This window comes from Jeotgalibacillus soli, assembly GCF_000829435.1.
In the GTDB taxonomy this organism is placed as follows: Bacteria; Bacillota; Bacilli; order Bacillales; family Jeotgalibacillaceae; genus Jeotgalibacillus; species Jeotgalibacillus soli.
On record NZ_JXRP01000017.1, the window covers coordinates 168850 to 187369 of the forward strand.

Sequence of the window (18520 nt, forward strand, 5' to 3'; positions counted from 1 at the left end):
TGCGCAGCAACAAAAATAAGAATTAATCAAGGATTACACAATAATGTGGAGTCCTTTTTTTGTCGAAAAGAGGTGAACCTTGTTAAAAATTACAACACCAGTGCAAAGCTAGGTGTATTTTTTATGTCTAAAAAAGGAGGTCAGTATGCAAATAGCGCATGAAGTAGCAACATCCCAAGTGGTCTGGGCGATCCTTTGTATCTCCTTGGCCTTTTTAGTGATCAGAGAAATGAGGAAAGAGAATCTGGAACGAGAAAAACAATTACAAGACTTATATAAAGAATCTCGTGTGGAATCAAAAGAAAGAGAAATGAGATTAATGGAACATTTGGAGCGCTCTAATGAATCACAGGAGCAAACTGCAGAAGCTCTTAAAGGTATTCAAAACACACTCGGTACGATCGAAGGTCGCGTGGATCGGATGGAGAAGAAAATTTATAGAAGGAGTGAACAGTAATGGAAAATCAAGAATTAATGGTCGAAGTATTGGTATTCGCCACGGTTTTGGCACCGATTGTTTTAGCAGTAGTAGAGCTTTTAAAACGGTCAGGACCTATTAAGAAAAACTACATCCCACTCATCGCATTCGCGGTGGGTATTTTTATTGGCTTTGCAGCATCGCCATTTACTGATTTAGACACTGTCTTGCGATTGTGGGCAGGGGGTTTTGCCGGTCTGTCAGCCACTGGACTTTTTGAAATCGGGAACAAGCGCACTGGATATACAATTAAGGAGGATGAAGAATAATGACATACACATTTGAAAATCTACCACAATTGGTTGATATGAGAGGGAAACTGGCTTCCAAAGGTTCTTATGCTGATCGAAGAACTCCTTTGTCTCAGTGTACTAGAGCTTGGCATCACAGCCTTACACGAAAACATCTTGGCGGATCAGATGCTGCAAGCTTTGCCAAGTACCATGTTGAAACACTTGGTTGGCCAGGTGTAGGATATCATCTTGTCATCGAGCCTAAAAACATCATTCAAACGCCTAAAGGACCACGTGCACGTATCGTGTATGCTAATGACGTAAATAAGAGGACTTATAATGTCGGTGATAGCAATGACCATGCGGTTGGGATTTGCGTTGCTGGTGATTATCGATATGAGGATTTAGTCGAAGCAACTAAGGCAACAATTGACGAGCTGCAGGAAGCTCTTGAAAAAGATCGGATCGGTAAGGCTGATAAATCTCACCATGAGTTTCCGGGCTATTCTTGGAAAGCATGCTGCGTATTCGATTACAAAGCGACATTTAAATTTCTTGATCACAAAGCACCTGTTACGGCTGTTCCTGATACGTATAAAATCCAAGAGGGAGACACCTTATGGAATATCGCTAATAACGAAGAAGGGATCACCGTTGCTGATCTATTAGCAGCTAATCCAGGTATCGATCCTTCTAAATTAAAAATTGGACAAGTTATCAATCTTGGTAAGGCGAAAGGAGCAGATAAACCAGCACCTGTTACGCCGGCTACTCCAACAATTAATAGTCCAGCTGTTAAAATCGGACAAACAATTACACTTAAATCATCTGCTTCAAAATATGCAACAGGACAAACAATCCCGAAAAATGTGACAGGTAAGAAATATACTGTAATGCAAGTTGCAACGGGAAGAGTGCTTCTTAAAGAGATTCTTTCATGGGTATTTACTTCTGATGTCACGACAGCATCACCTAAACCAGCCTCGTCGTTAGCAGGAAAACGAGTAGAAGCTATTGTGGGTTCGGTGAATTTCTACAATACTCCACGTTGGGCGAATCCAAGTGGACAATTCACACGAGGTCAAGGATGGACGATCATTGAACAAATCACAACAGAGGGTTCTCTACAACTGAAGGTTAAAAATTCAAGAGGTCAGATCTATTACGTTACAGCTCGTAAGGATCTAGTGAAAATCATTTAATAATTTAAAGCCCTCGGCCGGTCGACCAGGACATTAAAGCCCCTCTACCAATCGGTACAGGGGCTTTTTTTATTTATTCTATTGTATCTGCCATCACAGCAGGGACTGTAATTTCCCATCCTGCTTGTGAAGTATAACTGTATCCTCCATAGACTTCTCCATAAAAAGTTACTACATCTTCAGCAACAAATTCTGTATATCCTGCATACTCAACCCAAATAACATCATTAAAATCATAGCCGTATGAAGATTCTGTTACGGCTACACGCATGATCGTATAATCGTCACTTTCATTTATTTCAAGAATTTCACCCGTATAAGTCACATATTCACCTGTGTAACGATCTGGATTTTTTTCCATTTGTGCGTATTCTATGGTTTGTGCATTAGCTTTTTTGTCAGCTAGTTCTTGAGCTGCGGCTGCCTCTGCTGCAGCGGCTTCTTCAGCTGCTTTTGCTTCAGCTTCAGCTTTCTCTTTTGCTTCTTGTTCGGCTTTGGCCTTAGCATCGGCTTCTTCTTTTGCTTTCGCTTCCTCCTCAGCTGCTGCTTGTGCCGCCTTTTCTTCTTCAGTCAGTTCTTTTTCAACAGTTTCTTCGGCTTCAACCTCATTATCTGTAGCTACGGTAGTTGTATCTATATTCATCATACCGACAAAAAACAAAGCAGTACATCCTACCCACATCATCGAATATTTTTTCACCTTACCATTCTTTTTAATAGCAGCTATAATCACCATCACTAAAAATGTAAGTCCAGCGAAAAACGCCACGAACATCAACACGCCTCCATTAATATCCACTTTTATTCCTCCTTTGTATCTATATATCTATTCTACAGGAATATTAGGACAAAAGGTTTATATATTTTTACATTTATCTATTTAATTTTGCTTATCATAAGAACAAATGTTCGCTATAATATCCCTATCAATTAAAAAGGGGAGTTACATATGAACGATCCATTCGACAACAAGATCCGAGATCGTGGCTTGATCAAGTGGCAAGGCTTCTTTATGCCCGAACACAAGGCAATGATTAATGAAATGCATGAAGAGCAAAATAAAGTGGATAAACCATATGTAGATGGATGGACTCTTAATGAATTCGAATCGAAATTGATCTGGGCACATAATGAACAGTTGGAAGTATTAATTAAACGATGGCGATCCGGAGTCATTGAAGAGTTCAAAGGGATTGTGCTGCGGTTTGATCAATCCATACAGCAGATATTTATTGAGACATCTGAGGGGCTTGAGCGCATAGGATTTTATGAAATTGTAAATGTAGATGTACCGGATTAAAAAGAAAATCCAATACGTAAGATTCGCATTTGGTATAATAAAGAAAAAAAGGAATGATTTAACGCCTAATATACTTAGATGGGTTGGTTACATATTAATCGTTAGTGGGGTAATAGCGTTATTTTATATTTGGTCTAATTTGAAAATTTTAGATCCTACATCTTTTTTGAATGATAATTTAGATTTGTTGGCCCCTCACCCATATAGAGGACTAATCGCCTTTGGGACATTTTTTAGTTCTTTTGCTCTTGGTATATTATTTGTTGCTGCTGGGAATGTTTATGAACATCTAATGAGTGATTATGAACGTGAATATGATGATCCTAGAGAACGTCTAGGGTCTAAATGATTTAACACCAAAAATAAAAACCCAAAGCCACCAGGCCGAGGGTTTTAATTATCATCCTTTGTAGCAAACCAAAACACCGCATCAGCTTCTATCTTTCCCATGATCTTTTTCCACTTATCTTCATCGTGATCGACCATCACCCTGACAACGCCATCCATTAAACAAACCACCGTTCCAATGAATTGATCTTCTGTCATATAATCGCTCCTTTGATATGATATTGAAAAGGAATAATGATGTGCTTAGTTTGGTAAGTCTGCTTACCGTTTGCTTACCGATTTTTTTCTAGAACGCTCAAATCGATTCCTTGAAACTCCTAAGAACGTTGATATGACGGTATTTATAACTAATGTTTTCTGTCAGTGTTTTATTAATTCCATGCGAGCCGTTACCTTGACAGGGTAGAGGTCGCTGGTTCGAACCCAGTCGGAATCATCAGTAGCACCAAGGCTTTCAAAGTCTTGGTGCTTTTTATTTTGGCTATTTGCCCACTCAATTTTAATGTTAACTGCTCATTAAAATAACTTCGATCCAAAAAAATATTGATATAAAGGGCTTATTAACCATAATAATATATTAACAAAAGCTAGGTTTTATTTTGACAAGGTAGCGGTCGCTAGTTCGAAACCAGTCTGAATCATACTTCGCTGTCAAGTGCATTATCAACGTTCATGGTGACTTTTCTATGTCGATAACGTAACGTTGACACGCTTTATACTTATTTCATCGGGACGATCCATCATAGCTATTGAACAAAAAAAGGAATCACTAAGTTGATATTATTTATTGTATATTTTGATGTTAAATAAAATAGAAAAAATGACGATATAAGAATAAATACCTATTAAAGTAGTAAATCTATAGCCCTAAGTCAGAACTATTCTGGTAGGTGGGTTACCATATAAGATGGCTTTAATTTTATAGACCTATCTTTTTTGGAGATTTTTTTTACTATTATTAATATCATTTTATAAAAATTGGTTTAATAAGAACCTTTTTAAGAATATATGGAGAGTGACGGGTGACGAAATGAGGTTAGTTGTTAAAAACACGATTGTTATTAGTTTATTAATTACAATATCCATGATAAGTATTTCTGCATTTGGATATATGAAAGCAAAAGACTTTCTATATGATAGATTTCAAGAACAAGCTTATAGTCAACTTGAATCGGTAAAAGCGAATATAGACATTTGGATAAAAGGTAAACAAGAAACAATGGAATATATGGCTGAAGCGGATGAATTAAAAGTAAATGATGGAAAAAAAGCAGACGCTCTTGGGTATAGAATATCACAAAGGATGGATAACCCAGATGCTTTCGCCTATATGGATGCTGAAGGTTTCTTATACTTGGGTGGAAATAAAATTCCAGTTGGTGACTATGAACACTATAAAGGCGGTATGGATAAACTTACAAAAACATATAATCCAGTTCCTTCACAATCACCAAGTTTAGATGGAGCTCCGATCGTTTTATCTTCTTCACCTATATACGGTAATAACGGAGAGGTTATAGGTGTTGCATCGGGTGGTCATCAAATCGAAAGCCTAATGAATATTATCTCCAACATAACATTAGGAGATAGTGGATACGTAACGGTTTTTACGAATGACGGTACCGTTGTTGCAGGTCAAAATAAAGAAGACATTCTTAATATGAAAATTGCAGACTACGAAAATAACGATTTGGATAAATTGGTTGAAAATAGTATGAAAGGTAAAACAGGCTTAGTCGAAACGAACTTTAACGGTGAGAACAGTTTAATTTATTATAGCAAGGCAGAAGAAATGGATTGGGGCATTATGATTTCAGTCCCAACGAGTGAAGCATTTGCGGATGCAAATTCATTATTGAATTATTTTATTATTATTACGATTATCTTCATTGTAATAGGTGCCATAATAAATTATGTAATTAATATGAGATCTTTAAAACCAATTAATGAAGTTAATCTTAAAATAGAAGAATTGGCCAATAACGAGGGCGATTTAACACAAAGATTAAGCATTAAGAGAAAAGATGAAATTGGTAGTTTGGCAAAAAGCTTTAATTCTCTACTGGATAGTTTGCAGGAATTAATTGGTAGCATTCTCCATAAAGGAGAAGTTGTTGCAGAAAACACTGCTGTTCTATCTAATCATGCGGAGGAAATGGTTCAATTATCTGGTGCCGTTACAAAGAATGTTCAAATTTCAGCAGAATTATCTACGGAACAAGAAAGAGGAAACAAAAAGAATTTAGAATCAATTAATGGGATTACGCAAAGTGTAGCAGAGATTAAAGACCATTCCTTATTGGTATCTGAGAAAACAAAGAATTCTTACAAAGAAGTTGAGAAAGCGAATGAGGAAGTTATTTCATTGTTAAGTCAAATGTCTGTTATACAGAACTCTGTTCGAAATTCATCCGAGATTGTAAGGAAATTAGGAAACCGTTCATCTGAAATTGGAAATATCATTGAAATGATTACTGGAATCTCAGAACAAACCAATTTACTTGCATTAAATGCTTCAATTGAGGCAGCTAGAGCTGGCGAACATGGAAAAGGATTTGCTGTTGTTGCTAATGAAGTTAAAAAGTTAGCGGAGGAATCTGCTCAGTCAGCAAAACAAATTTCCGAGCTTGTAAACGAGATACAAACAGAGACTTCTAATGCGGTCGTGGAGATTGAATCCGGAACAAACCAATTTAGAGCAGGTATGGAAAAATTAAAAGATGTAAATGGAAGCTTACAAGATGTATACCACTCGTCTAAGGAGTCTTCGAATGAGGTAGATAAAATATTTATAGAAATTGATAACCTACTTTCTAAGGTAGAAGATGTAGAAGGAATAATTAATGATAATTCAAAGAAATCTTTGGAATCAACTAAGTACATTCGTGAAGTTGCCTCTTCTTCAGAAGAGCAGTTACTTTCTATACAAGATATTAAAGCTTCAATAGAAAAAACTGCGCAATTCGCCGAAGAATTGAGTGATTTATTGAATCGATTTAAAATATAAGTCAATTTAATTAATCTAGGGTATATAAAGGTAAAAACTATTACATTCATATTTGTGACTCCTATGACTCTTTGTGCACAGACCTTTAATTATTGGACTTAATGGAATGAATTCATACAAAAATGCTGTATAAAAGACAGTTTAGAAAATTGACAGGGTGGAGCTCGCTGGTTCGAGCCAAGTCAAAATCATACGAAAAACCCCTTGATCCTATTGGCTTTAAGGGGGTTCTTTATTCCTTTATTGTGGATGGAGACTTGTAATATAGGTTGACACCGGCCACTATTACGGTAGACATACCACTATTATAAATGGTATATCAATATAGGTTTAAATATTGTTTCTGTAATTAAAATTTTTATTAAGAAAAAACAAGTAAGGCTCATTAATAAATCATAGCCTTTACCTTAAACTAAAGTCCGCACAAAATAATGCGCTTTATTAATTTTTTGGTGTTCAGTAGCCTCAACCAACAACTCCAGTTGAATCGATAGATATATCATGCTCATATCATTATCGGCCAAAATTTTGAGCTAGCTAATGAGTTATTACATCCCAACTGAATAAGATTTTTTGCGGCAAAAATCTGTAAAAACCAATGCAAAACTCTTCACCGTTCTCTAGTAAAATACAATCCGTTACTCTTGCATTCGCTTTTACCAAAACATATTCAACTAGTCACATATTTTGAAGAGAAAATACCAAAGCCCTGCTAAAAAGCAGGGCCTTAGTAAACTATTTTTTTTGATCGCTGTTCATTTATCCACCAATCAATATGATCTAGATTAAAAACAATCATATTTTTAAATGGTTTGTGATGTGGTATTTCTCTTCTTAGTATTAGAACATTAATTTTTTCTTCGGTCACAGGATAATTTTCTGAGTCTAGATACGCAATCAAACTTTTTATTCCATTGACTTTTCTCATCTAATCACCTCCCGCCAAGCACTCCTATTTATTAAATAAGAGAGCTTAGTGTTAGGTACTAAATGGAATGGTCTATCAACTTTATACCCATTAATAATAAAAAATAATCCTTTTTGTTATTTAATCGTAATAAGGTCAAGTAGACGATAGATCATACATCTGAGGTGAGCTTTCAATCATAAAAAGGCATGAGCCAGTCATTGGCTGCCAAAACAGGCGGCTTTTAACTAAATGACTTCTTACGTAAAAAAGGAAATTACACAACTGTTAAACAAAAAGAAACCATTTGACTGAAACCATTTGACTAGAAAAAATCGTACGTGTGCAGGAGACAAATAAGACAGTATGGGCCCATCATAAAAACGCAGCAATCATGCCGACTCTAGTTAAAATACGATCTCATTTGTTTGATTTGTATTAGCAAAGAAGCATTCCTTATTCGGAATGCTTCTTTTTTCTGCTGTCATAAGGATTGTTCCGAGGGTTTTCGTGACTAAAAAAAGCTGCAAGGGGGACAAACCTTTTAAGGCACAATACGTTCTTCATGCCAATTGGGTGAAGTTAAGTAATCTAAAAATATTGTCTCAGCACTTTGTTTTTTGTGCACACTTTTTCGAAAGCCCACATATTATTTTGATGAAGAGGTGGTGAACATGAAGGATATAAAAAATCCAATAGAAACGGAAAAACGAGAATGGCGCAAACAACAAACCCAACTAAGACTGAAGACATGGCTAACCATATTTTCTCCGATAAGTCTGTTGCTTATCTGGCAATTCTTATCTCAAAGTGGACTGATTGATGCACGATTTTTCCCGCCACCCACCGCGATTATTTCCACATTTATTGATTTGCTCACAAGTGGTGAATTGTTTCATAACATAAATATTTCCTTGTTTCGAATCTTCGCTGGCTTCTTATTGGGTGTCATTCCTGGGATTATCATCGGCTTATGTATGGGGTTGTATGCACCATTTCGACACTTTGTTTCACCTGTTGTTATGGCATTAATGCCCATTCCCACACTTGCATTATTGCCGATTATATTGATCATTTTTGGCATTGGTGAAGTATCGAAAGTTGTAACCATTGCGGGAAGTGTTTTTTTTCCTGTTGTGATCAATACAGCCGCTGGTGTCATCTCGATTGACTCAATTTACTTGGATGTGGCAAAAAACTATGGAGCAAGCAGGAAGGATTTCATTTTGAAAATCGCTTTACCTGGCTCACTTCCAGTCATGCTGGAAGGAATTCAGATGGGGCAGGCAATCGCTTTGCTTACCATTGTGGCTGCAGAAATGATGGGGGCGAGATCAGGGATTGGTTATTTGATTTGGACGTCCTACAGTGCATTTTTGTTAAAAGAAATGTTTGTTGGCTTGATACTTATTTCGTTTTTTGGATATATCTTTTCATTACTCTTAAGGTGGCTGCAGCGAAAACTTATACCGTGGAGGTGATACCGTGAGCCCAAACCCCAAAATATCGATTCATGAATTGACGAAGGTGTTTTATAAAAAAAAAAATAGTGTCACTGCGCTAGAGAATATTTCACTCGATATTGAGGAGGGAGAGTTTGTTTGTCTCGTTGGACCTAGCGGATGTGGAAAAACAACCTTGCTTCGCATATTAGCTGGACTTGAGAACCAAAGTTCAGGTGCCTTCAAAATTGAGCGAAGCGGGGAAGATCGTCCGAATCAGTCCATGGTGTTTCAAGAACGTGGCGTTCTGCCGTGGTTAACGGTTGAGGAAAATGTAGCGTTTGGCCTAAAGATGCGTCATTTACCAAAATCACATGTAAAAGAACGAACAAACTATTTTTTGAATAAAGTCGGACTTGCGAAATTCACAAAAATGTACCCGAAAGAGCTGTCTGGTGGAATGAAGCAACGTGTCAGCATTGCAAGAGCGTTTGCGAACGATCCGGAAATTTTACTGATGGATGAACCGTTTGGGGCTTTGGATGAACAGAATAAATATATTTTACAAGAGGAACTCTTATCCATTTGGTCTGAAACAAAGAAAACGGTATTGTTCATCACGCATAGTATAGATGAAGCATTGTATTTAAGTGACCGGGTGCTGCTCATGAGTGCACAACCCGGGAAAATCCTTGCTGAGATAAAAATAGATTTGTCGAGGCCAAGAAAGCTGGAAGACATTCGATCAAATTCTGAAATATCTTCAAAGTTTTTGGATATTTGGCGGCATTTGCAGGTGGAAGTACAACGGTCAAGATTGTGAGGGGAGAATATTGATGAAAAAGTGGTTAGGTATGCTAGGTGTTTTAATTTTACTGGTGGGATGTACAGAAGAAGAAGAATCGGTGAAGGTCAATGACGAGGTAAGTATTGATAATCCGTCTGGCGATTTAGCACCTTTAAGTAAGAAGACAACAGTGATCATTGCAGAAGATGGTTCTGCATCAGGAGCAGGTTTTTATATTGCGAATGAAAAAGGATATTTCGATGACTACAATATTGAAGTTGAATTTGTGACATTTGCAAATAGTGATGATATGTTACCAGCTCTCGCATCAGGTGATGTTGATATTGCAGGGGGCATTTCTTCCGCATCATTTTTTAATGCCATTGCACAAGGAATTGATGTAAAAATCATCGCTGATAAAGGTCATAACGAAATAGAAAAATCGTATTTCACGTTTGTTATAGGTGCAGATAAACAAGGTGAGATAAAGGACTACAGTGATTTAAAAGGAAAAAAAGTTGCTGTTTCCACTGAGCATGCTGTGGATGATTACATTTTCCATCAAATGCTTGAGCATTCAGGTTTGACAGAAGAAGACGTTGAATTTGTTCTCATGCCTGACTTTGGCAATATGATGGCAGCCATCGAAAATGGTTCGATTGATGCGGCACTGCAAATTGAACCACTCATTACACAAGGTGTATCGGAAGGAATCCACGTTCGTTTCGGTGATGCAACAGATTTCGCACCGGAAGCACAAATTGCAATGGTACTTGGATCCCCACAATTTATGAAGGACGAACAAGATGTGTCGCTGCGCTTCATGGCTGCGTATTTGAAAGGTGTTCGAGATTATAACGATGCCTTCAAAAAAGGGGAAGATAAAGATAAAATTATTGACATAATGACCCAGTACACCGCTTTAAAAGATGCTTCGGTGTGGGAAGATGTATTTGTGACAGGACTTGATCCAAATGGCAAGATGTTTATTGATGACATTCGCAATCAGTATGAAATGTATGAGAAAAATGGAGCAATTAGTGGGGAATTCAATTTTGATGAAGCGATTGATACGACCATAACAGAAAAAGCAGTTAAGATTATTGGAGAATATGAATAATCCTTAAAACCATCGTCCAGGAAGAGTTGTGATTGGAAAAACTCTTCTTGGACGTTTATCGGAAAATAAAGTATACATAAAGAGGTCATCTTCATACGGCTGCAGTAAAATGTTTAGAAGCTTCGTGAATGAATTTATTTGACTGCGTTGATGCTTAAATCCTTAAAAACCTTGATAAATTCAAGCGTTATTATTGCAGATATAAAAAAATCATTTAAAACTAAAAAACACTTACATTATTAAGTGGATCTAGTAGAATGTATGGATGAATGTTACAATTAAATTATGTAATCTAGTAATAAATTCTTAGTGTAATGAAATAAATGAAATTTCTGGAGGGTATTCATGGATAATGAATTAAGCGTTCTTGGTAAAGCCATATTATCAAAAAAGTTTGACATCGCTAAAAGAGTTCATGAAATAAGGTTATCTGTAGCAACGGATCACCAAAAACAAATTATCTCCAGCTTGAAAGAGGAAGAAGTAATAAACGTTAGAGCCAATTTTATTCGTCTCTTTGGAGAAGCCCTCGCAAAAGGGTTAAATAAAGAAGAAGCATATAATGGTATAGAGAAATGGGCGAAAGAAACTGGGGAATTTGTGCATAGTTTAGGAGTCTCATTAGATGAGGCGCTTAAAGACACAAGCGATTATAGAATGTTTATAAGTGAAGTATTAGAGGAAGCAGCTAATAAACACAATATGTCGGTAAAAACAGTTTTTACAGCTGCTAGGGTTATTGACCCTTTACTTGACCATGCGGTGTATTGCTTTAGCCTGACATTTGTTCACTTTTATAAAAAAAATCTTGAAGCAGCAAAAACGGCATTTCTTGAACTATCCGTGCCAGTTGTTCCTCTGTCGAAAGGGATAGCGATTTTGCCGTTGATTGGAAACATCGATACGGAACGAGCAAAGCTGTTAATGGAAGAGACACTGAGCGAAGCGGCTAGACTTAAGCTATCCACCCTAATTCTCGATTTATCGGGTGTCTTGATCATTGATACAATGGTAGCTGACAAGATTTTTAGTGTAATTTCTGCGTTAGAACTCATTGGCGTTCAAACGATTCTAACAGGACTTCGACCAGAAATTGCTCAGACAGTCGTAAATTTAGGCATTGATTTCAGTAATGTACCAATCAAGGCCAATCTGCAGCAAGCACTTACAGGTTTATTTACCTAATAAGGCTGCTTAATTTGCTATACAATAAGCGCATGAAAAAGTGGGGAGTCGGATTTATTTCGGCTCCTTTTTTGTTATCTATATTACTTTAAATTTTCGGACTACTCCATAATTAGTAGATGCAAATTCAAATGAGGTTTGTCAAAAGATCAATTTTTATTTGAAGAACAGTATGCTGTTAATATAATAGCACAGTTAAAATTAGCAGAGAAGATTTTAAACTAAATGCTTGGCGTTAGTAAATTCAATGAAGAAACACAAAAGTAAATTTGTTTACGCTTATGGAGAGAGTGCTTTTTATTCATGTGAATTATTACAATATTATATTAATTCTATTAAAACCATTCATAATACTCTTGTATGTGATAAAGTTAAGATGCAAAATATATTTGGGTCAGGGCGATATTTTTTCCTGCTTTAAATGGGAAGGGAGCCTAAAGAAAATGTTAATAGAAAACCTTATCGAAATGCTAAAAACAATTAGTTACTATCGCGATTGTAAAATCACCCATACATTTTCTCAAAATCACTTACCTGTTGCAATGGTATGTTATTTACCACAGATTAATTCATACCAAGTAACGTTCTTTGAAAGTGGAGCTGTGGAGTTATACAGTCAGGAAGAAACAGCGGCTATTGCTATAAACGGAGTACTAAATAAAGAATTAGAAGAAAGCCACTAAATCGTGGCTTTTTTTATTTTGCAAGATTGCAAAATAAATCATTAGGAGAAGAGGAAAATAATAAAAAATGTCGAATTTTAAAAATAGTCGATCATTTTACTATTATAATCATTTGTACAGCTTGTTTTAGGCGTGATTAAGAAAATATCGTAAAAAATAAACTACAAGCATTTATGTACTGTCTTTATCCTCTTGGTCTAAACTTCTTATTATAAAGGTCGGTGCCGCTTTGGAACTAATAACGAAGGATTTACTAATTAATTTTTTATTTATTTTACTTTCTTTATTTTTATTGCAAATGTTTTATCTTTTAAAATATATTTATCGATTAGAAAAATTAAAAAGTTCTTTGTTCGTACTATTTCCTCTTATTTCAATTATTCTATGTATGCTATTTCCATTTGCTATTGTGGAGGGTTTTTCTTGGGATCTGCGCAGAATCCCGTTTATTTTAGGGGTGTTATATGGAGGTCCAAAGTATGGGCTTTTTTTATTATCATTTCTTTTGTTAGTTCGGTTTTTTATAGGCGGTGACGGATTCTATACAGTGTTGCTTACATTCCCTTTAATTGCTGTCATTACAATCTTAGTATCAAAATATTATAAAAAAATGTCCTTAAAACATAAGATATTGACGAGCGGGGGCTTACTATTAATTTCTAATATCTTTACCTTCATTGCTTTGGAAGAGTATTTCGATATAGATGTTGAAGCAAGTTTATGGATTCAATATTTTGTGATCAGTATCATTGGCATGATCATTACGACCATTCTTTGGGAGGTAATTAAAACCAATTTTGAAGTGTTAGAACGGTTAATAAAAGCTGATAAGCTGCAAGTCGTTAGCCATCTTGCTGCAAGCATCTCACACGAAGTGCGAAACCCATTAACTGTCTGCAAAGGATTTCTGCAGCTGTCTTCGGGTGCTCAAGAGGTGTCGCCAAAAACGAAGGAATACTTAGAAACCGCCATCAAAGAACTGGATCGTGCTACGGAGATTATTAATGATTATTTAACTTTTGCAAAACCCATATCTGAGAAAAAGAACAAAATAAACATTTGTGAAGAAATTCAGAATGTTGTTAATATCCTTAACCCTTTAGCCCATATGAATAATGTTCAAATATTAATTTCAGGGGAGAAGACAGATTCTCTTTTCACATTGGGTGAAAAAAAACAATTAGAGCAATCTCTAATAAATATCATGAAAAATGGAATAGAATCTATGTCAAAGGGAGGAGTATTACAAATTGGTGCGTTTTATGAGAACCCAAATATCCTCATTCATATCTGTGATCAGGGAAAAGGGATGACCCGGGAACAAATTAATCGGCTTGGTGAACCCTACTTTTCGACCAAAGAAAATGGGACAGGGTTAGGGATGATGGTATCATTTAGTATCATTAGAAATATGGGCGGCATAATCAATGTAGAAAGTGATGAAAATGGAACATGTTTTACAATAGAAATGCCTGCTAGTAGAGGGTGATTTTTTTATTTTGGAGGATAAAGACCAAAAAGCTCACTTGTAGAAACATTGATGAGGTTAATAAAACGGGGGATATATAAATAAGAAAAGCGTACTTGTCAAGCTTGAACTACATCGCCAATTGTTAGACACGGTCTAACAATTGGCGATGTAGTTTTTTATGGGATTATTGAAAATAATGTTGTTTTAAGAGAATACGCAATTACTAGCTATCAGCGTGCATTTATTCGCTAATAATCCATCTATTCGCTGCATAAGTCCTTATACTGTCTTAAAAAACAGTAAATTTTACCTTTTTTAATATTTTGAAAATTTAGTATAATTCTATTGTAAGGAAACCTTACTAACTTAATATTATTGAAAGGAGGAAAGAGATAATTCGTTTTTTCACCATGATAAACCTAGAATAAAATAAATGGAGGTTTTATTGTGAAAAACAAACGGTATTACGCTTTTTTCATGGCTAGTATTCTTCTTGTATCTACGATAGCCTTTCCTAATTGGTCATCAGCTACAGAGCATGACGAAGAATTGTGGAAAGCTGTCACACCTCTGAAAACTACTTCAAGCTTTTTAAATACTGGGGCCCATCCTGATGATGAACGAAGTCATTTACTAGCCTATTTATCTTTGATAGAAGGGGTAAGAACAGGCAGTCTTATCGCAAATAGAGGAGAAGGAGGCCAAAATGAAATTGGTCTGGAATTAGGAAACGGCTTGGGAATTATTAGATCCCAAGAGCTAATTGAAGCCTCAGCTGTCACCAATGTTGACCTCATTATGTTAAGCAAGGACATTAACGACCCAATTTATGATTTCGGATTTTCAAAAACCACAGAAGAAACGTTGAATAAGTGGGGAGAAGAAGTCACGTACGAACGTTTGGTTAGAGAGATTCGTGCATATAAACCAGAAGTGATTTTTCCATCATTTTTAGATGTAGACACACAACATGGTCATCACCGTACAATTAATAACCTAACGTTAAGAGCCTTTGATGGTGCTGCTGATCCTGCTGTATTCCCAGAGCATTTTGAAGAAGGATTGGAACCTTGGCAAGTTAAAAAACTATATTTGCCTGCACAATCCAGTGAAAACGCAACGATATCAATTGAAGTAGGAAATGAAGTGGATCTTGTTTATGGCAAGACATACGCTCAGTTAGGGGAGGATTCCCGTTATCTTCACAAAAGTCAGGGGATGGGCAGAGATTTGCCAGTCGCACCTTTATATGTCGATCTTGATCTAGCAAAATCGGTAAATTCGATCCCAGAAAAAGAAAACTCGATATTCGATGGTCTTAGTCAAAATTTTGATGAAACTGCTGCGTCATTAAAAGGAAGAGATAATCAGATTAGAGGGACTCTTAAGAATGTACAAGCTTCCCTGGAGGAGGTTATTGAAGAATATCCTTCCAAGAAAGATACATTAGAAGCTGCACATGAAGCTTTAAAAGAAGTGAAAAAAGCGAAGGATAAAATTAACCAAAGTAAGGTGGAAGAAGAATTAAAACGAGAGCTTCTTTTTAAGCTGGATGTTAAAACAGATCAGCTGATGAAAGTTAGTGAGGTTGCTTCAGCAGTCGATGTGACGATAAATGTAGAGAATTCTATTCTTACTAATGGAGGAGAAACAAGTGTTACAGTAGAAGCGGTTAACAATGGTGATACTTCTCTCAAAGATTTCAGCCTTAGCTTAAATGTTCCAAAGGAGTGGAATGTTAAGGGTGAAATGAAGAAAAGAACCCTAAAAGTCGGAGAAACAAACAGAGCTTCTTTTACGGTTCAACTACCTGAGGATACTGAATTCTATCATCCTTATAAAGAATCAATTTTGACAGCAGGTGTTCATTATACCGTTGAGAAGCAAAAAGCATCCTATAAGGTTGAACCGCCAGATACCGTAGCTGTGTTACCAGATGTTGGGGTGAAATTAAATCCGGAAGAAATTTCAATTAATCAATTAGACGTACCTGATACGATCAACGTAGAGATGGTGCTTACAAATTACACTGCAGGTCCTGCTGTTGCATACCCATCCCTTGTGCTGCCAGATGGCTGGACAGCAATCTCGTCAGAAGAAGAAGTTAATTTTAATCATCAGGAAGAACAGAAATCGATTGAATTTACTGTAACACCGAATGGACAAATACCTGAAGCTTTCGAAGTAAAAGGACAGGTAGAAGTTGAAGGCGAAGTATTCCAAACCACCGTACAAAAAATAGACTATGACCATATTGAAACATCTTATCTTTTATATTCATCAACAGCTACAGGCATTTCCTTTGAATTGGAAATTCCAGAGGGGTTGAAGGTTGGGTATATTGAAAGCGGTTTCGATCAGATTCCTGATTATCTAGCCAATATAGGGATGGACATTGCAAAACTAAGCGATGAAGAAATTGCGAATGGAGATCTCTCACAGTATGATTCGATCGTTTTAGGCATTCGGGCACTTAGAGGAAGAGAAGGGCTATCGCAACAATTTGACCGCCTGCTGGATTATACTGCAAACGGCGGACATTTAGTCGTTCAATATCATACTGTAAATGATGGTTTTAATGGGGCGCTCCATTCACCATTCCCGCTTACAATAGGTTCGCCATCCATTCGATGGAGAGTGACCAATGAAAATGCAGAGGTAAGCATTTTTAATGAGAATCACGCTCTATTCAACTACCCAAATAAAATAACAAACTTTGATTGGGATGGTTGGGTGCAGGAACGTGGTCTTTACTTCCCAATGGATTGGAATGAGAACTTTGAAACCTTCATCAGTATGGCAGACCCGAATGAGAATCCGTTTACAAGCGGAATTTTAATGGCGGACTATGGTGAAGGAACGTATATGTATACGAATTTAGTTTGGTATAGACAAATTCAAGGTCAGGTTCCAGGCGGCTATCGTTTATATACAAATCTGCTTAGTTTTCCACTTCAATAAAATGGATGAAGGGACGGCTAAGTTAGTGTCCCTTTTATAAACATGACCACACAATTATTTGAAATATGAATATTTAAAAATTTCAGAATATTGATTGACATTAATTCCAATAGATAATAATATATGGATAATTCAGTAAGGAAGCTTTACGAACTAACGACTATTACAGTCCAAGGGGTTATGCATATATGACACAGAACAAAACGAGCACGCCTAACTACCTTAAGTATCTTAACAAAAAGAAAGTCCTTCGTTATATTCAACAAAACAAGAACGTGTCCAGAGCAGACGTTGCTTCTGCACTCTTAATAAGTAAGCCCACGGTTTCATCTGTAGTTGAAGAACTAATTGCTGAGGGATGGGTTGAAGAAAGGGAGAGTGATACGGCTAATTCAGCAGGTGGAAGGAAACCGATTCAACTATCGTTTAATGCGAATAAACAATATATTGCTGCTGTAGATATCGGAGGCACTCATGTAGAATTAGGAATTCTTAATATGAACGGCGAGCTGCTTATTCGTGATCGATTTGAAACGCAGCTTTCGTCTGAAACACTCGTTGATCAAATTTGTGTCCGTATCCAAAAGATTATCTCAAAAGTTTACCTGACATTAGAGAATTTGATGGCTATTGGGGTTGGAGCCCCAGGGATAACAGATACTCGGCAAGGTATTGTTCTTGAAGCGCCCAGTTTGGGATGGATGAACTATCCTTTAAAAGAAGAAATAGAAAAGTCCCTCAATATTCCCGTCTATATAGACAATGATGTTAATGTTAGTGTTCTCGGAGAGCAATGGAAAGGGAAAGCGAAAGAAGCTGATAACATCATATTGATTTCACTGGGAACAGGAGTTGGTTGTGGAATCATCGTTAACGGTCAATTATATCGGGGATCTTCCTTTGCAGCTGGAGAAATTGGCTACATGGTCACAGATAAGAATGAAGCCAAACAAGGATATAATGAAATTTTTGAAGGATACGGGTTTCTTGATAGTCATGTCGGAGGCCCTTCCATTGTCCAAAGAATGAAAACGAAGCTAGTAACAGGTAAAGATAATCAAAACCTCCGAAACCACCAAGAGCTTACCGCTAAACATATCTTCCAATTGGCAAAAGAAAACAATCCTGCAGCAAGTGAAGTCATTGAAGAAACATTAGATCACATCGCATTTGCCCTTGTGAATGTTATTTGTATATTTAATCCCCAATACGTCATTCTGGGGGGTGGGATTTCTAAATCAGGTAATTGGTTTTTGCCAAAGGTGCAAGAGATTTTAGCTGAACAACTCCCTTTCACAACCAATATTTCCATTACAGAATTGGATGGACTGTCGCTAATAGGAGCTGCAGCTCTTTGTTTACAAGAACATGATTCCATTTTAAAAAATTGAGGAGG

Annotated in this window: 17 protein-coding genes; 14 read left to right on the forward strand and 3 right to left on the reverse strand. The window is 36.6% G+C overall.

Going from position 1 to position 18520, the window contains the following annotated elements:
- Positions 1–145 precede the first annotated feature (145 nt).
- From KP78_RS09900 to KP78_RS18635, 3 genes are read left to right on the forward strand one after another with little or no spacing between them, the layout of a single operon-like run.
- Positions 146–457: a hypothetical protein gene (locus tag KP78_RS09900; RefSeq protein ID WP_041088520.1), complete on the forward strand. Its 312-nt coding sequence runs from the start codon at positions 146–148 to the stop codon at positions 455–457.
- Between the two features lie 17 nt (positions 458–474).
- Entirely contained in the window at positions 475–747 is a 273-nt protein-coding gene (locus KP78_RS09905) for a holin (protein ID WP_041088710.1), read from the forward strand.
- The gene (locus KP78_RS18635; protein ID WP_052474747.1) at positions 747–1913 is read left to right on the forward strand and encodes a LysM peptidoglycan-binding domain-containing protein; all 1167 of its coding nucleotides are present in this window, start codon (positions 747–749) and stop codon (positions 1911–1913) included. Before KP78_RS09905 ends, KP78_RS18635 begins: the two co-directional genes overlap by 1 nt.
- A gap of 73 nt (positions 1914–1986) precedes the next feature.
- Here the strand turns inward: KP78_RS18635 and KP78_RS18640 are convergent, their stop codons facing one another.
- Entirely contained in the window at positions 1987–2712 is a 726-nt protein-coding gene (locus KP78_RS18640) for a hypothetical protein (protein WP_052474748.1), read from the reverse strand.
- Positions 2713–2862: 150 nt separating this feature from the next.
- Between KP78_RS18640 and KP78_RS09920 the strand changes: the two genes are divergently transcribed.
- Positions 2863–3213, forward strand: coding sequence for a YolD-like family protein (locus KP78_RS09920; RefSeq protein ID WP_041088522.1), 351 nt, complete (start codon positions 2863–2865; stop codon positions 3211–3213).
- A 139-nt stretch (positions 3214–3352) separates the two neighbouring features.
- A complete protein-coding gene (locus KP78_RS20660) occupies positions 3353–3562 on the forward strand; it encodes a hypothetical protein (RefSeq protein ID WP_235420895.1) in 210 nt (69 codons plus the stop codon).
- Positions 3563–3606: 44 nt separating this feature from the next.
- On the opposite strand, the gene KP78_RS20070 is transcribed toward KP78_RS20660, so the two are convergent.
- A complete protein-coding gene (locus KP78_RS20070; protein WP_157841483.1) occupies positions 3607–3759 on the reverse strand; it encodes a hypothetical protein in 153 nt (50 codons plus the stop codon).
- An 832-nt stretch (positions 3760–4591) separates the two neighbouring features.
- Here KP78_RS20070 and KP78_RS09930 point away from each other — a divergent pair.
- Positions 4592–6568: a methyl-accepting chemotaxis protein gene (locus KP78_RS09930; protein WP_041088526.1), complete on the forward strand. Its 1977-nt coding sequence runs from the start codon at positions 4592–4594 to the stop codon at positions 6566–6568.
- 727 nt (positions 6569–7295) lie between these two features.
- On the opposite strand, the gene KP78_RS09935 is transcribed toward KP78_RS09930, so the two are convergent.
- The gene (locus tag KP78_RS09935; protein WP_041088527.1) at positions 7296–7496 is read right to left on the reverse strand and encodes a hypothetical protein; all 201 of its coding nucleotides are present in this window, start codon (positions 7494–7496) and stop codon (positions 7296–7298) included.
- A 653-nt stretch (positions 7497–8149) separates the two neighbouring features.
- On the opposite strand from KP78_RS09935, the gene KP78_RS09940 reads away from it, so the two are divergent.
- The 8 genes from KP78_RS09940 to KP78_RS09975 all read left to right on the forward strand — a co-directional run bounded on the left by KP78_RS09940 (position 8150) and on the right by KP78_RS09975 (position 18515).
- Positions 8150–8956 (forward strand): ABC transporter permease, encoded by an 807-nt coding sequence (locus tag KP78_RS09940; protein WP_041088529.1) that lies wholly within the window; start codon positions 8150–8152, stop codon positions 8954–8956.
- A gap of 4 nt (positions 8957–8960) precedes the next feature.
- Complete coding sequence (locus KP78_RS09945) at positions 8961–9740, forward strand: ABC transporter ATP-binding protein (RefSeq protein WP_041088531.1); 780 nt, start codon at positions 8961–8963, stop codon at positions 9738–9740.
- 13 nt (positions 9741–9753) lie between these two features.
- On the forward strand, positions 9754–10824 hold the full coding sequence (locus KP78_RS09950; protein ID WP_041088533.1) for an ABC transporter substrate-binding protein: 1071 nt from the start codon (positions 9754–9756) through the stop codon (positions 10822–10824).
- Positions 10825–11169: 345 nt separating this feature from the next.
- Positions 11170–12009 carry an STAS domain-containing protein gene (locus tag KP78_RS21090; RefSeq protein ID WP_041088535.1) on the forward strand — a complete coding sequence of 280 codons (840 nt, stop codon included), beginning with the start codon at positions 11170–11172 and terminating at the stop codon, positions 12007–12009.
- Positions 12010–12452: 443 nt separating this feature from the next.
- Positions 12453–12692, forward strand: a complete 240-nt coding sequence (locus tag KP78_RS09960; RefSeq protein ID WP_041088537.1) for a hypothetical protein — start codon at positions 12453–12455, stop codon at positions 12690–12692.
- A gap of 229 nt (positions 12693–12921) precedes the next feature.
- Positions 12922–14181 carry an ATP-binding protein gene (locus tag KP78_RS09965; RefSeq protein ID WP_052474749.1) on the forward strand — a complete coding sequence of 420 codons (1260 nt, stop codon included), beginning with the start codon at positions 12922–12924 and terminating at the stop codon, positions 14179–14181.
- A 429-nt stretch (positions 14182–14610) separates the two neighbouring features.
- A complete protein-coding gene (locus tag KP78_RS09970) occupies positions 14611–17124 on the forward strand; it encodes a PIG-L family deacetylase (RefSeq protein WP_235420896.1) in 2514 nt (837 codons plus the stop codon).
- Positions 17125–17312: 188 nt separating this feature from the next.
- On the forward strand, positions 17313–18515 hold the full coding sequence (locus KP78_RS09975) for an ROK family transcriptional regulator (protein ID WP_041088541.1): 1203 nt from the start codon (positions 17313–17315) through the stop codon (positions 18513–18515).
- Positions 18516–18520 lie beyond the last annotated feature (5 nt).